Here is a 14,498-nt window from a genome sequence, read left to right as displayed (position 1 = left end):
ATTTAGACTTTGAGGTATCGGAGAAGGGTATCCAATCGTTCTTTTTCGATCAATTCCTCATCTCCTTTTCCAAAGATGGAACTTATTGTATACCCGAATCTTTCTAGTGAAGATATAATAGTCGAAGCATTTTCAAGGTTCAATTTGATAGTGACTCTGATTTTACCAGGTTGTTGCTCATTGTTTTCAATAAAACTGCTTAATATTTTTCCACCTTCAGATTCAATGATTCTACTTAACTCGGTCATTGAATAGTCAGTCTGAACCATTGAAATTACAATGATCGTCCCCGGGCTGTTGATAGAAGACATTTTAGAAAAAGCCTCTACCACATCTTGAATGGTTACTGTTCCTAGGTATTTCTTGTTTTCATCAAGCACAGCCACCAAATTCGAGCTAGCTTCATATGCTTTTTTCAACAACTCGTAATAGTGCTCATTCTGATCTACAAAAAGCCCTGTACCCATGAATTGATAATCTTCTATTTTTTCTGCTCCGGTAAAATGATCGAATAGAAGGTTTTCATTAAAAAAGCCTAAAAAATTACGGTTATCCACTATTGGAAGTTCGTGTACATGAAACTCACTCATCCATGATTGTGCCTTATCTATGTTGTCAGAGGGCTTAAGAGGTGGGATAGTGTAATTAATTAGATCTTTTGCTCTCATGCTGGTACCGTTTGATTTAAAAATTCATCCAAAATTTCATTGTATTTTTCTGGCTGCTCCATCATAGGTGCATGGCAGCATTCATCAATGAAACGTAAGGTGGAGTTTTTTATAAGGCGGTTAAAGTCATGACCTACACTTGGAGGAGTAATTGTATCGTTAAGCCCCCAAATAAGTAGGGTTTCATTTTCTATTTTGTGCAATTCGTCTGCCAAGTTGTTTCGTTGAGCTGATTTTGCCATTTGAATGATCCTCATGCACTTTGGAATATCATTTGTTGTTTCAAAAATTTCATCAATGTATTCCTTAGTGGCGGTATTGGGATCATAAAATGTATACCTCACTCGTTCCTCTATATACGAATAGTTGCCCCTTTTTGGATACGAACCGCCCATAGAATTTTCAAAAAGTCCTGAGCTCCCAGTCAATATCATTCTATCTACTTTTTCGGGGTGTTTTAGAATATACATCAGTGCTACATGCCCACCCAATGAGTTCCCCATTACATCGAAGTTGTTATAACCTTTATGGTCAATAAAAGATTCCACAAATTCGGTCAACTTAGTTAAGCCAGTTTCGCGAACCGGCATATCGTAGATAGGAAGCATTGGAATCACTACCTTAAATTGTCCGGAAAATTTATTGACTACAGCTTCCCAATTGCTGAGTGCACCGAACAAGCCATGTAATAAGAGCATGACTTTTCCTTCTCCCTCCTCGATGTATTTAAATTTTCCTTCTTCTATGATATTGGGTACTTCTAGCATTCTGTGATTATAGTTATTGCTAATAATAGGTATAATATATTAATTTCTAATGAATCAAACGTTAAGTTCCTGCTGATTTACCAATTCTTTCGATTGTTCGAAAAAGTCCATGAAGTACGGAAATAGTCCTGAGAACAGATTGAACATTGCAGGGGCAAAAGAGGCCACTGGCCCATAGAGCATACTTCCTTCACTAGTAGGTCCGCTGATTTTTCCTCCGAAAGACTCAAATATCCAAATGAATATGCTGATAAATAAAGCCCATTTTACAATGCCCATAAGACTACCTACAATGTCATCCAAGCTCCCGAGCAGTGTCATATCGAGAATCTTCTTGACAGTTTTTCCAATCACATTCAGCAATACAATAATACCAATGAAGATGACAGTAAAAGCGATGATGGGGAGCAAAGAATCATACCCTTCGATATACTCTGAAAGGATGGAAATACCCCAGTCCAATAGCTTGATTCCAGCAAGGATAGCGGCAAAAAATGCAACTAGCGAAATGATTTCCATCAACATTCCTCTACGGAAGCCGGTGTAGGCACCAATCAAGAGAAAAATCAAGATGACAATGTCTATCGTATTCACACTTATGTCAGCAGTGTTTTGACCATCGTAGAGATTGTTTTTCCATCTGCTCTACCAGCTAAGGCTTTGGTAGCCATGCCCATCACTTTGCCCATGTCCTGTGGCCCGGATGCGCCTACTTGATCGATTACTTTTTGTAATTCAGCCTTCAATTCATCTTCGTTCAGTTGCTTCGGGAGATATTGGCTAATGATGTCTAATTCTCCCTGTTCTTTGTCTGCCAGATCATCTCTGCCTTGCTCTCTGAATAGATCAACAGAATCTTTTCGCTGTTTGGCAGCTTTCATGAGCAGCTTCATTTCTGCATCTTCAGATATATCTTCACTAGCTCCTTTTTCTGTTTCAGCCAATAAAATCATAGATTTTATGGCCCGTAAAGCGGTTAATTTTTCCTTTTCTTTAGCCAACATGGCAGCTTTTATATCTGCGTTTATTTGATCTTTCAAGCTCATAACTCTGGTTTTCTTAATCGATGATTTGATTATTTTTGCGGCAAATTTAATCAGAAAGAATTCTAACCCAATTCGTCGCCTAAGATACAAAAGGCTCGTATATCTAGTATGACAAAACTGAGTGTAAACGTAAATAAATTTGCCACCATCAGAAATGCACGTGGTGGTAACAATCCTGATTTGGTGAAAGTGGCCAAAGACTGCGAAAAATTTGGAGCACAGGGGATCACCATTCATCCAAGACCTGACCAAAGGCACATTACTACAGAAGATGTTTATCAATTGAGTGAGGTTGTCACCTCTGAGTTCAATATTGAGGGATACCCTGATGAACGGTTTTTGAAAATAATTGAAGAAGTTAAGCCAGCTCAAGCCACATTAGTGCCTGACCCTCCTGATGTATTAACTTCTAATGCTGGCTGGGATACGATCTCACATGCAGAGTTTTTGGAAGATGTGATACAAAGAATCAAAGCTGCCGGTGTTCGAACTTCTATCTTTATTGACCCTATCGCTGAGCGAATTGAAGGAGCAGCCAAGGTAGGTACAGATAGAATCGAGCTTTATACAGAATCCCTTGCTACAGGTTACTTGAAAGATAGGGAGATGGCCGTTAGACCATATGCCAATACCGCGCGATTGGCCAAAGATTTGGGGCTTGGTGTTAATGCTGGACATGATTTGGATTTGGTGAATCTTAAGTTTCTTAAAGAGCAAATCCCTTTTATGGATGAAGTATCTATTGGTCATGCGCTGGTTTGTGATGCTTTGTACTATGGGTTAGAGAATACAATTGAACTATACAGAAGGGAATTGGAATAAATGGAATTATTGAACTATAAGAGGTTTGGGCAAGGCCAACCTTTAATTATTCTTCATGGTTTTTTAGGTTCGCTGGACAATTGGCTAACCCTGGGCAAAAGATTCTCAGAACATTATGATGTGATCTTAGTCGATCAAAGAAATCATGGAAAGTCTTTTCACTCTGATGAGTTTGGGTACGAGGAGATGGTGGCAGATTTGGAAAACCTGATCGAAGAGCTTGAGTTAGATAATCCGATTCTGCTTGGCCACTCGATGGGTGGAAAAACAGTCATGCAATATGCTGCTTTTCACCCACAAAAGATCGGCAAGTTGATTGTTGCTGATATTGGTCCAAAGAGCTACCCAGTACATCATGATAGAATTTTAGAGGGACTTAAAGCTATACCGGTTAATAAATTGGAGTCTCGTCAGGAGGCTGATGATGTGCTATCTAAATATGTGGACGTCGAAAGCACCAGAGTTTTCCTTTTGAAAAACCTCAAAAGAACGTCGGACGGTTTCGATTGGAAAATGAACTTGCCGATTCTTTGTGATAAAATATCAGGGGTGGGAAAAGAACTTAATTATCACCTTCCTATAGAAACGAAAACCTTATTCTTACGAGGTGGAAGTTCAGATTATATTAGTGATGAGGATTGGGAGAAGATCGAAGAAATTTTCCCAAATGCAAAGCTGGAGACTATCTATAACACAGGTCATTGGCTTCATGCAGAAGACCCAGATAAATTCTATGAACTTGTGACTAACTTTCTGGCATGAGTGAAAGAAAAATCTATATGATCCCTATGGTGATTGCTGACGACACTGAGCGGAATGTGATCAGTGATCAGGTAAAACATGTCATCAAATCACTGGATTATTTTCTAGTAGAAAATGTAAGGACTGCTCGTAGGTACATCAGCAAACTGCGTTTGGGATTGACTATTGAGGAATTAGAATTTGATGTGCTCGACCGCAAAACGAAATCCGAGCAAGTGGAAGCATATTTTGCGAAAGCTGGTGAAAAAAATATAGGTGTACTCTCTGAATCCGGATGTCCAGGCATTGCTGATCCTGGAGGAGTGGCTGCTTCAGTGGCACATAGGAAAGGACTCAAAGTGGTCCCGCTTAGTGGCCCGTCGTCAATTTTTATGGCGCTAATGGGCTCTGGTTTTAACGGGCAGTCTTTCGTTTTTCATGGCTATGTGCCTATTGACAAAAAGGATAGAGAGAAGAAGATTAAGAACATGGAAGACACTGCTGTTCGATTGAGGCAGACGCAAATTTTCATGGACACACCTTATCGCAATCAAAAATTATTCGAACATCTCCTCAAAACTTGTCACTCGAATACACTGCTTTCTGTTGCGAAAGGCATTACTGGAGATGAAGAATATATTGCAACCAAATCTATTGGTGACTGGAAAAGAGAAAAAATTAATCTCCACAAAACACCAACTATTTTTTCGCTCTATGCATGAAGAAATTGGACTTGTTTTTAGAAACAAATCATTTAACCTAAATTTGCCGACTTAAAATTAGAAACCATATAGAATATGCCATATTTATTTACATCGGAATCCGTTTCCGAAGGACACCCAGATAAAGTAGCAGATCAAATTTCAGATGCTCTTTTAGACCATTTTCTTGCATTCGACAATCAGTCTAAAGTGGCCTGTGAGACCTTGGTGACTACGGGTTTGACTGTATTGAGTGGTGAGGTGAAAACTGAATCTTATATTGATGTTCAAACTGTAGCCCGACAGGTGATCAATAGAATTGGTTACACTAAAGGCGAATATCAATTCGATGGCAATTCTTGTGGTGTGATCTCTGCGATTCATGAGCAGTCTCCAGACATCAACCAGGGCGTAGAAAGAGCGAGCGAAGAGGAGCAGGGTGCAGGTGATCAGGGAATGATGTTTGGTTATGCAACTAACGAAACGGAAAACTACATGCCTTTGGCTTTGCAGCTGTCTCACATGCTGTTGATCGAATTGGCAGCTTTGAGAAGAGAAGATGACGCTATCAAATATTTGAGACCGGATGCCAAGTCTCAGGTGACTATTGAGTATGATGACAACAATAAGCCGGTTAGAATAGATGCGATTGTAGTATCAACTCAACACGATGACTTCGATGAAGAGTCTGCAATGCTGACTAAAATCAAAGAAGATATCGTAAAGATTTTGGTACCAAGAGTGGTGGCGAAACTAAAGCCAGAAATTCAGGCACTTTTTAACGACCAAATCAAATACCACATCAATCCTACTGGAAAATTTGTGATCGGAGGACCACATGGCGATACAGGATTGACAGGAAGAAAAATTATCGTAGATACTTACGGTGGAAAAGGAGCTCACGGTGGTGGAGCGTTTTCTGGTAAGGATCCTTCGAAAGTAGATAGATCAGCTGCCTATGCTACCAGACACATCGCGAAGAACTTGGTAGCTGCTGGTGTGGCTGATGAAATTCTTGTACAAGTTTCTTATGCGATCGGGGTAGCTGAGCCAATGGGTATTTTCGTAAATACTTATGGATCTGCTAAGGTCGATTTGAACGACGGTGAGATCGCCAACAAAATCTCTGAGATTTTTGATATGCGACCAGCTGCTTTGATCAAGCGACTGAAGTTGATGAATCCAATCTATTCGGAAACGGCTGCCTATGGTCACATGGGACGTACGCCGGAAATCAAAAAAGTGACATTCTCTAGCCCAGCGGCTGAAGACGTGACACAAGAAGTTGAAACCTTCACTTGGGAAAAATTAGACTATGTCGATCAAGTGAAGCAGTCATTCGGATTATAATTTTTCCGAACTTTTTTGCTATAAATTGCGATTACTACATTTGACTTATAATTGATAAGAATGAAAAAGGTAATCGCAATTTTTTTTATACTCCTGAGTGTCCAGTCCTGGGCACAAATCTTAAAACCAGCTACTTGGTCGATCGAAGTTTCTAACCCTGCTGCACAAGTAGGTGACCAAGTAGATTTGATCTTCAATGTTAAGATCGACGATGACTGGTACCTGTATTCTACAGACTTTGACCCCGACCTTGGTCCTATGGTCACTGAGTTCGAATTTATACCTCATTCGAGTTATGAAATTGTAGATTCGTTGGCACCGATAGGTGCAAAGAAAAAGTACGATGAATTGTGGGAAGGTGAGTACACCTATTTTCGCCACACTGCTAAATTCATGCTGAGCGTAAAACTTCTCGAAGAAACCCCAGAAATCAAAGGTTCATACGCCTATCAAGTATGTACCGATGTGGATGGCAAATGCATTCCATTTGAAGATGATTTTAGTTTCGGAGAATTGATTGGACCAAATGCGAATAATTCTGAATCTAATGAAAAACCAGAGCTTAAAGAGTCAAGTCAATCCTCTCAGGTAGAAGTAAAAAAAGAGGATGTATTGGATCAGCGAGATGTGAGCGATCCTTATAGCCTATGGGCATTTATGATTGCGGCATTTCTGGCGGGTGTGGCTGCCATATTTACACCCTGTGTGTTTCCAATGATACCTATGACGGTGAGCTTTTTCACTGGAAAGAAAAAAGGATTGGGCGTGTTGTATGGTTTGTCTATCATCATTATTTATACATTGATTGGTTCATTGTTAGCACCATTCATGGGCCCAGAGACAGCCAACGAACTGGCGACCAACTGGGTGCCTAATGTCATTTTCTTTGCCGTATTCGTCATTTTCGCACTTTCCTTTTTGGGACTGTTTGAAATCACGCTACCTAGCAAGTTTGTGAACAACGTGGACAAGCAAGCTGACAAAGGTGGTTGGATTGGAGTCTTCTTTATGGCTTTTACTCTAGTGTTAGTTTCATTTTCTTGCACCGGACCACTCGTCGGGACCATTCTCGTGGAGTCTGCTGGAGGCCTTATCTTGAAGCCGATCCTCGGCATGTTTGCCTTTTCGATGGCTTTTGCTTTGCCCTTCACAGTATTTGCATTGTTCCCTAGCTTGATGAACAATATGCCAAAATCTGGTGGCTGGCTCAACAGTGTAAAGGTGGTACTTGGCTTTTTGGAATTGGCTTTTGCCTTTAAATTTTTAAGCATTGCCGATCAGGCATATCACTGGAATATCCTTGATAGAGAAATTTATCTGGCCATTTGGATTGTGATTTTCACGTTGATGGGTTTTTACCTTTTAGGTAAAATCGAACTGCCCAATGATAGCAAGACTGAAAAAACTTCGGTGGGTGGTTTGATGCTAGCCATCATCACTTTTTCGTTTGTCGTGTATCTGATTCCAGGAATGTTTGGGGCACCACTGAAAGCGCTTTCAGGTTATTTGCCACCACAAACTACATTGGATTTTGATTTGACCATGTCTAGTAATGCTTCTGGGACTGAAGAAAGCACTATTTGTGAAGCTTCCAAGTATGCGGACTTCTTGCATTTGCCACATGGTATTCAGGGATATTTTGACTACGACCAGGCATTGGCTTGTGCCAAAGAACAAAACAAGCCGCTGTTCATAGATTTTACGGGTCACGGCTGTGTGAACTGTCGAGAAATGGAAGCTCGTGTATGGTCAGATCCTCAGGTGTTGAAAAGATTGAAAGAAGATTTTGTGGTTGTAGCCCTGTACGTAGATGACAAAACTGAACTACCAGAATCTGCTTGGTACAAATCCACATACGACGGCAAAATCAAAAAATCTATTGGTAAGCAAAACGCTGATTTTCAGATTACCCAATTCAATAATAATGCACAACCTTACTACGTGATCCTTGATACCAATGGAGAGCTAATTCCTCCAATTAAGGCTTATGACTTAGAAATTGCTAATTTTGTGGCGTTTTTGGATGAAGCCAAAGCCGAATTTGAGAAAAGACAGTAAGAATAATATGCAATTTTTGAAGAAGTGGGGTTGGAGTGTGTTGTTGCTGGCGGGGATTGTACCCGCTACTATTTATTTCGCCTTTTTATATCAGCCCATTCCTGAGGTTGAATTAGTTGAAGTACCAGTTGAGGATACGGTGCAGGCTTATATTCCTAAAAAGTATTTCGGTATAGTGGTTGATTCTCTTCAAGTAGAGGAGGGAAAAATCAGGCGAAACCAAAATTTGGCAGATATTCTCAAACCCTATAACGTGCCTTATGAAAAAATTCATAAGGTGGCCAAAGACTCCAAGAAGGTTTTCGACGTCAGAAAATTTGTATCTGGCAAGCCTTATTCTATGCTGTATAAAGGGGATAGCATAAAAGAGGCCACACACTTTATTTATAGACCCAACCCAGTAGATTATGTAGTCATTGATTTTCAGGACTCGGTGCAGATGTATCAGGCGAGCAAACAGATTGAACTGAAAGAAACGGAAATGGTAGGAGAAATAAATACCTCCTTATATGTTGATATGCTAGAGTCAGGAGGAAATGCAGATTTGGTCAACAAGCTAGTAGATGTTTTTGCCTGGCAAGTAGATTTCTTTGGTATTCAAAAAGGGGACAATTATAAATTGATCTATGAAGAGCAGTATGTAGATGAAGAGTTGGTTGGTATTGGAGATATCAAAGCGGCGTACTTCGAGCATATTGGAGATGCCTATTACGGTTTTCAATTCGAACAAGACAGCATAGGGATAGACTACTTTGATGAGAATGGTCAAAGTCTAAGAAGAGAGTTTTTAAAAGCTCCATTGAGCTTCACAAGAATCAGTTCCAGATATACTGGAAGAAGGTACCACCCTGTACAAAAGCGATATAAAGCCCACCTGGGCACGGATTATGCCGCACCTGTTGGTACACCAATTAGAGCAGTAGCTGATGGCAAAATCATTGCCGCCAAGTACAATCGCTTCAATGGTAACTTTGTGAAAATCCAGCACAACGGAAATATCGCCACACAATATCTACACATGTCAAAGATTGCCAGCGGCATCAGAAATGGTAAAAAAGTGAAACGAGGTCAAACCATTGGGTTTGTAGGATCTACCGGGCTGGCAAGTGGACCTCATCTTTGCTACAGATTCTGGAAAAATGGAGTGCAGGTGGATGCACTCAAAGTGGACTTGCCACCATCAGAGCCGATATTGCCTAAAAATATGGCTACCTTTGACTCAGTAAGGCTAGTATGGCAACAGCGGTTGGATCAAATGTATCTACCAGTTCCAGAGCAAGTTGCTGATAGCGTAGTATATGCCAGCGTAGCCCCTTAATAATTTGCCCATGTCGTACGATATATCTCAAGTTTCGGATCTGATAAGGAATCGCCGATCAATTTTCCCTAAAAATTATTCAGGAGAAAGAGTTTCTGATGAGGTAATAGCAGAAATGTTAGAAAATGCCAATTGGGCACCCACCCATAAAATGACGGAACCGTGGAGGTTTACTGTTTTCTGCGAGGAGGGCATTGAGGCTTTTGCCAATTTTCAGGCTGAATTGTATCTCAAGTCAGCGGGAAAGAAGCCAGACAAGGATAAAATCAAAAAACTGAAGTCCAAACCGTTGATGTGCTCGCATATCATTTCCATTGGTATGAAGAGAAACAAGTCCATACCGAAAATGGAGGAAATAGCGGCAGTGGCTGCTGCTGTACAAAACATGCATTTGACTGCCACTGCACACGGTGTGGGTTGCTACTGGAGCACGGGAGGCGTGACCTATGATAAGGATGCCAACTCCTTTTTCGACTTAGGTGAAAAGGATTTGTTAATGGGATTTTTATACATCGGTATGCCGAAAAAAGCCAAGTGGCCAAAAGGCAAAAGAAAGTCTATTGACAAAAAGGTGAAGTGGGTGAAGAAATAACTACTTCCAAATAATAAGCTCCCAGCGATAAGCCCACCGCCAGCGGAGGGTATAGTTTTTTATACCTGCCATTTTCAAATACCTTTCTAGTTCTTCTCGTTTGAACGAACGTTCTACGGACAACACTGAGTCGTATTTTACCATTTCAGATTTAGACCAGCTGGTGATGAGGTACTTGGTGAACAGATATGATACCCAATGACGGTGCAAGTCGTTGATCACAATGCCTACTCGTACTTGAGATGTGAGCTGTCTAAGCATTGAGACAATTTCGTCTTCTTGAAAATGATGCAGAAATAGACTGGCATGAGCTATGTCAAATTCGAATCCTTTAAATTTATCCCCGAGAATGTCTTCTGAATTAAACGAAACATTAGGAAATTTTTCACAGTTTCTTTTGGCGTATTCGACAATGTATTCATTGGCATCAATGCCTCTCAGTTTCAAGTCTTGATTTTGTTTTTTGCCCCATTTGGAGAACAACTTTAACGTATCTCCTCCCCCGCAGCCGAGATCAACAATTTCGAATGCCTGCTGAGGTGATTTTTGAATCAATTTTTTCACACCGTTCAGCGAAAGCTGATCTCCTCCTAAATAGGTGTTGATTTGGTTAAGCTCTTTCAACGTTTGATCAACGACTTCTCCCTGACAGAGAAAATCATCCATGATTTCTTCTTTGTCTGAACGGCGCTTGAGAAAATCTAACATACCCCTAGATGGTTTTAAATAATAGGCTTTCAAGTGTGAGGCCCGGTCCAAAAGCAAAGGACAGTATTTTTTTGTTGGGTTGATCTTTTAGTTGGGACCAAACTTGTTTGAGCACAAACAGTACGGTTGGTGAAGACATATTGCCGTGATTTTTTAGGACTTCATAAGCAGCGTGATTTTGTGCTTTGGTGATAGTTAATTGATTTTCAATCGCTTCCAGAATCTTCTTGCCTCCAGGGTGGATAGCATAGCTGTCTATGTCGCTAAGAGATAAATTATTCTTAGCCAGAAGTTCTGTTGTCAACTGATTAATTCCGCCTTCTATTATTTTAGGTACGTACGAAGTCAATGCCATTTCAAACCCAAAATTTCCAATCTGCCAGGCCATATCATTTTGGCCACTTATAAATAGTTGACTGGCTGAATTTAAGACTTCAAGAGCCTGTTCATTCTGCTGATGCTGACCTGACACAACAATAGCTGCAGCGCCGTCAGCAAATAATGAATGGGCAAGTAGATTATCTTCCGTTTGCTCTCTCTGTAAATGCAAACTGCACAGCTCCACGCTAACCACAAGAACTTTTGCGTTTGGGTTATTGTCGCAGATTTCCTTGGACATACTGATGGCGTTCATTGCGGCATAGCAGCCCATAAAGTTGAGACTGTTTCTTCTGATATCCGAAGACAGATTGAGCGCTTTGATTAGATCGACATCCAGACCAGGAGCATACATGCCTGTGCAGCTCACAGTGATCAGGTGAGTGAATTCAGAGAATGGATGATTATTCCCCAAACAGTCTGTGACAGCAGATATGGCTAAGGGTAGCGCTTCTTGCCGATAGACATTCATTCGCTTTTGTGTGCTTGGAAATGAGTTGAAAGTTTTATCATTGGGATAAAAGCTGAAAGTCCCCAGACTTTTTTTGTAATCATCTAACACGGAATATCTATGTTGTATTCCAGTAGCGCGATAAAGTACCTTGACTTTTTTTTGTTCGGCAGGATCTGTGATGAGATGATCGCACATAAACTGCGCAAGATCCTCCTGAGAGTAGCGATTGGCCGGATTGGCTGTTCCTATAGCTGTGATGTAAGCGCCCATTTTCTAAACAGGAAAATAGCGAAAAATTGGGATTCGAACGTAAGATTAAAATGGTAGAATGAGAAACAGATTAGACAAGCATTTAATAAATTGTTGTGAAAAGGCATTACAATGACCAAATCTACATTTCTACATTTACGTTTTCCTTTTTCTTTTTTTCTTCTGCCAGTATTTCTTTTTGGTGTAGCTGTGGCTCAGCCTGAAGGTTGGATTAGGGTCTCTTTGGTCTTCTTTATTCTCCACTTTCTGCTATATCCAGCTAGTAACGGTTACAATTCTTATTTTGACCAGGATGAAGGAAGCATAGGTGGATTGGAACACCCACCTGAAGCCACTAAAAATTTGTATCACTGGTCTTTGGTCTTGGACCTGCTGGCGCTTGGACTCGGGTTACTGATTGATTGGAAGTTTAGCCTGATGCTTTTGGTTTATGGGTTGGCATCCAAAGCCTATAGTCACCCTTCAGTAAGATTGAAGAAACGACCAATAATAGGTTGGTTGGCCGTTGGTTTTTTTCAGGGTTATTTCACCTTGTTGATGACCGTTTACGGAATTTCTTCTAATTCTTTCAACATATTTGATTGGCAATGGCAACTTCCTGCCCTATTGAGTACATTGTTACTACTTGGAAGTTACCCTATGACTCAAATTTACCAACATAGAGAGGATGAAAAGAGAGGAGATTTCACCTTGAGCCTTAAGCTGGGAATTTTGAGTACATTTTATTTTACTGGTGCTTTCTTTTTTGTATCTACTTTAGGTTTTATTTATTACTTCAAAGAAACCTATTCGATTCAGATTGGTCTATTATTTATCATTTTGATGACGCCAGTAGTGGGATACTTTTTTTATTGGTTTTTGAAAGTACGAAGAGATACTAGTATGGCGGATTTCAGACATACCATGCGATTAAACTTGGTGTCTGCTTTGATGTTAAATCTGTTTTTCTTGATTTTTGCCTTGAATCTTTAATAGACGCAATGTCTGCCATACTCGATCAAAACAATCTGGACCAAAACTTCAAAGACTTATATTTTGAGTTTTATGAGGCTGCTCTGCGAACGGCTATGTATGTGCTGAAGCGACAGGATGCTGCAGAAGACGTTGTTCAGAATGTGTTTCTTAAACTTTGGGACAAACGAGAACAACTGGATCAGCTTAATAATCCGAAGGCTTACATTATGCAGATGTCTAGGAACGGAGCACTGGATGTTGTTAAAAAAGGAGATCACCTCGGAGAAGAGTTTATCCCTTTGGAATTTGAAGAAGGTTTGGTCGATACCCAAACTGAGCAGGAAGGTATGCGAAAGGCTATTGAACAGGCCGTATCAGAACTGAGCCCGAAATGCAGATTGGTTTTTTCATTAAGTCGGTTTGAGGGTTTAACAAATCCGGAGATAGCCGAACACTTAGATGTGTCTATTCGAACGGTAGAAACTCAAATTTCTAATGCCCTAAAAAGCTTCAGAACAGACCTAAGACACTATTTTATTGAATTTTTAGGTTGGAGTCTTTTGATTGCAAGTCAATGGTTCGACAAAGCTCCAGAATTATTTTTATAGATTCTTACGTGTTTTAAAACTTGGGCAGTCTTAGTACCGAAACCCAAAGGCAAAAACATGAAAGATCAGAAATTTTTCGACCGCTGTGCTCAGAAACTAACTGGAGCTCTTTCTTCCGACGAGGAATCAACTTTTCATAATGATTTGGAAAAAAATCCGGAGTGGAAAGAAGCCTATCAGGAATTTGAGAGGCAATGGGAAGCGAGTGGAAAGCTTAAACTTAAATATGAAGCCAATCCTCAGCTGGCTTGGGAAAAGTTTTCCGAACTGAAATCTGATCATCAGCCTACCACAGTACGCTGGATTCATTTCGCTACTCGTTTAGCTGCAATGATACTCCTTACCGTCGGTCTGGGGTTCTTGATTCGCGAGTTTGGGAAAACTGAGCCATACCATTATGCTACTTTCGAAGGCGAAACCAAATGGGTGGTACTACCGGATAGTAGCCGAATCAAACTAAATGAATCTACACTGCTTACTGTGGCTTCTGATTTTAATGATGAAGAAAGAAATGTTTCATTAAAAGGAGAGGCCTTTTTTGAAATCTCAAGAGACGAGTCGAGACCATTTATCATTCAAACTGATGAAGCCAGAGCTCAAGTGTTGGGGACTTCTTTCAACATTCGAGCAATCGAAGAGGAAGATAATATTGAAATTTATGTGGTCAGCGGAAAAGTTTCCTTTGCAGCCAAAGATGCTGAGCTCATTCTCACCAAGGGAATGGCCGCAAATTTTAATAAATCGAACGACCTACTGGCACTTGAAGATGATCAAGTCAATGCCTTGGCATGGCATTTAAACTCACTGGTATTTAAAGATACTCCCCTTGATCAGGTGTTCGCAGACCTTCAGAATTATTTCAATGTTGAAATACTCATTAAAAATGACAAAATAAAAAACTGTCGATTTACAGGCGAATTCAAAAAACCTAACCTAAAAGAGATTCTCAAGGTAATAGCAATTTCTACCGGAATCACTCACACAGAAAACAACAATAGCTATACCATCCATGGGGAGGGTTGTTCTCCAGCACAATAGTCAATTACTCAAAACTCAAAGATTA

The 14,498-nt window shown here is 40.3% G+C and carries 16 protein-coding genes; 10 read left to right on the top strand and 6 right to left on the bottom strand.

What is annotated here, in order from left to right:
• Positions 1-2 precede the first annotated feature (2 nt).
• From ACO6S2_RS01050 to ACO6S2_RS01035, 4 genes are read right to left on the bottom strand one after another with little or no spacing between them, the layout of a single operon-like run.
• Positions 3-668, bottom strand: a complete 666-nt coding sequence (locus tag ACO6S2_RS01050; protein ID WP_422360659.1) for a CBS domain-containing protein — start codon at positions 666-668, stop codon at positions 3-5.
• Positions 665-1,435, bottom strand: a complete 771-nt coding sequence (locus ACO6S2_RS01045) for an alpha/beta fold hydrolase (RefSeq protein ID WP_422360658.1) — start codon at positions 1,433-1,435, stop codon at positions 665-667. Before ACO6S2_RS01045 ends, ACO6S2_RS01050 begins: the two co-directional genes overlap by 4 nt.
• Positions 1,436-1,489: 54 nt before the next feature.
• Positions 1,490-2,029: a CvpA family protein gene (locus ACO6S2_RS01040; RefSeq protein WP_422360657.1), complete on the bottom strand. Its 540-nt coding sequence runs from the start codon at positions 2,027-2,029 to the stop codon at positions 1,490-1,492.
• A gap of 2 nt (positions 2,030-2,031) precedes the next feature.
• Positions 2,032-2,481, bottom strand: coding sequence for a GatB/YqeY domain-containing protein (locus tag ACO6S2_RS01035; protein ID WP_422360656.1), 450 nt, complete (start codon positions 2,479-2,481; stop codon positions 2,032-2,034).
• Between the two features lie 108 nt (positions 2,482-2,589).
• Between ACO6S2_RS01035 and ACO6S2_RS01030 the strand changes: the two genes are divergently transcribed.
• The 7 genes from ACO6S2_RS01030 (at position 2,590) to ACO6S2_RS01000 (ending at position 10,063) form a co-directional block, all read left to right on the top strand.
• Positions 2,590-3,303 carry a pyridoxine 5'-phosphate synthase gene (locus tag ACO6S2_RS01030; RefSeq protein ID WP_422360655.1) on the top strand — a complete coding sequence of 238 codons (714 nt, stop codon included), beginning with the start codon at positions 2,590-2,592 and terminating at the stop codon, positions 3,301-3,303.
• Positions 3,304-4,065, top strand: coding sequence for an alpha/beta fold hydrolase (locus ACO6S2_RS01025; RefSeq protein ID WP_422360654.1), 762 nt, complete (start codon positions 3,304-3,306; stop codon positions 4,063-4,065).
• Positions 4,062-4,766 (top strand): SAM-dependent methyltransferase, encoded by a 705-nt coding sequence (locus ACO6S2_RS01020; protein ID WP_422360653.1) that lies wholly within the window; start codon positions 4,062-4,064, stop codon positions 4,764-4,766. Before ACO6S2_RS01025 ends, ACO6S2_RS01020 begins: the two co-directional genes overlap by 4 nt.
• A gap of 75 nt (positions 4,767-4,841) precedes the next feature.
• Positions 4,842-6,095 carry a methionine adenosyltransferase gene (metK, locus tag ACO6S2_RS01015; protein WP_422360652.1) on the top strand — a complete coding sequence of 418 codons (1,254 nt, stop codon included), beginning with the start codon at positions 4,842-4,844 and terminating at the stop codon, positions 6,093-6,095.
• Between the two features lie 60 nt (positions 6,096-6,155).
• Positions 6,156-8,153, top strand: coding sequence for a thioredoxin family protein (locus ACO6S2_RS01010; RefSeq protein ID WP_422360651.1), 1,998 nt, complete (start codon positions 6,156-6,158; stop codon positions 8,151-8,153).
• Between the two features lie 7 nt (positions 8,154-8,160).
• Positions 8,161-9,471 carry a peptidoglycan DD-metalloendopeptidase family protein gene (locus tag ACO6S2_RS01005; protein WP_422360650.1) on the top strand — a complete coding sequence of 437 codons (1,311 nt, stop codon included), beginning with the start codon at positions 8,161-8,163 and terminating at the stop codon, positions 9,469-9,471.
• Positions 9,472-9,481: 10 nt separating this feature from the next.
• Entirely contained in the window at positions 9,482-10,063 is a 582-nt protein-coding gene (locus ACO6S2_RS01000; RefSeq protein ID WP_422360649.1) for a nitroreductase family protein, read from the top strand.
• Here ACO6S2_RS01000 and ACO6S2_RS00995 read toward each other — a convergent pair whose 3' ends face one another.
• Positions 10,064-10,771: a methyltransferase domain-containing protein gene (locus ACO6S2_RS00995; protein ID WP_422360648.1), complete on the bottom strand. Its 708-nt coding sequence runs from the start codon at positions 10,769-10,771 to the stop codon at positions 10,064-10,066. It abuts the gene before it with no gap.
• A 4-nt stretch (positions 10,772-10,775) separates the two neighbouring features.
• Entirely contained in the window at positions 10,776-11,873 is a 1,098-nt protein-coding gene (locus ACO6S2_RS00990; RefSeq protein WP_422360647.1) for a type III polyketide synthase, read from the bottom strand.
• A gap of 111 nt (positions 11,874-11,984) precedes the next feature.
• On the opposite strand from ACO6S2_RS00990, the gene ACO6S2_RS00985 reads away from it, so the two are divergent.
• Genes ACO6S2_RS00985 through ACO6S2_RS00975 form a run of 3 tightly spaced genes read left to right on the top strand, consistent with a single transcriptional unit; the run spans position 11,985 to position 14,473 of the window.
• A complete protein-coding gene (locus ACO6S2_RS00985; protein ID WP_422360646.1) occupies positions 11,985-12,845 on the top strand; it encodes a UbiA family prenyltransferase in 861 nt (286 codons plus the stop codon).
• A gap of 8 nt (positions 12,846-12,853) precedes the next feature.
• On the top strand, positions 12,854-13,435 hold the full coding sequence (locus tag ACO6S2_RS00980) for an RNA polymerase sigma-70 factor (RefSeq protein WP_422360645.1): 582 nt from the start codon (positions 12,854-12,856) through the stop codon (positions 13,433-13,435).
• 57 nt (positions 13,436-13,492) lie between these two features.
• On the top strand, positions 13,493-14,473 hold the full coding sequence (locus ACO6S2_RS00975; protein ID WP_422360644.1) for a FecR family protein: 981 nt from the start codon (positions 13,493-13,495) through the stop codon (positions 14,471-14,473).
• Positions 14,474-14,498 lie beyond the last annotated feature (25 nt).

The organism is Reichenbachiella sp. (assembly GCF_965233835.1).
In the GTDB taxonomy this organism is placed as follows: domain Bacteria; phylum Bacteroidota; class Bacteroidia; order Cytophagales; family Cyclobacteriaceae; genus Reichenbachiella.
Note: the sequence above shows the minus strand (reverse complement) of the source record. Positions and strands in the feature narration are given on the sequence as shown.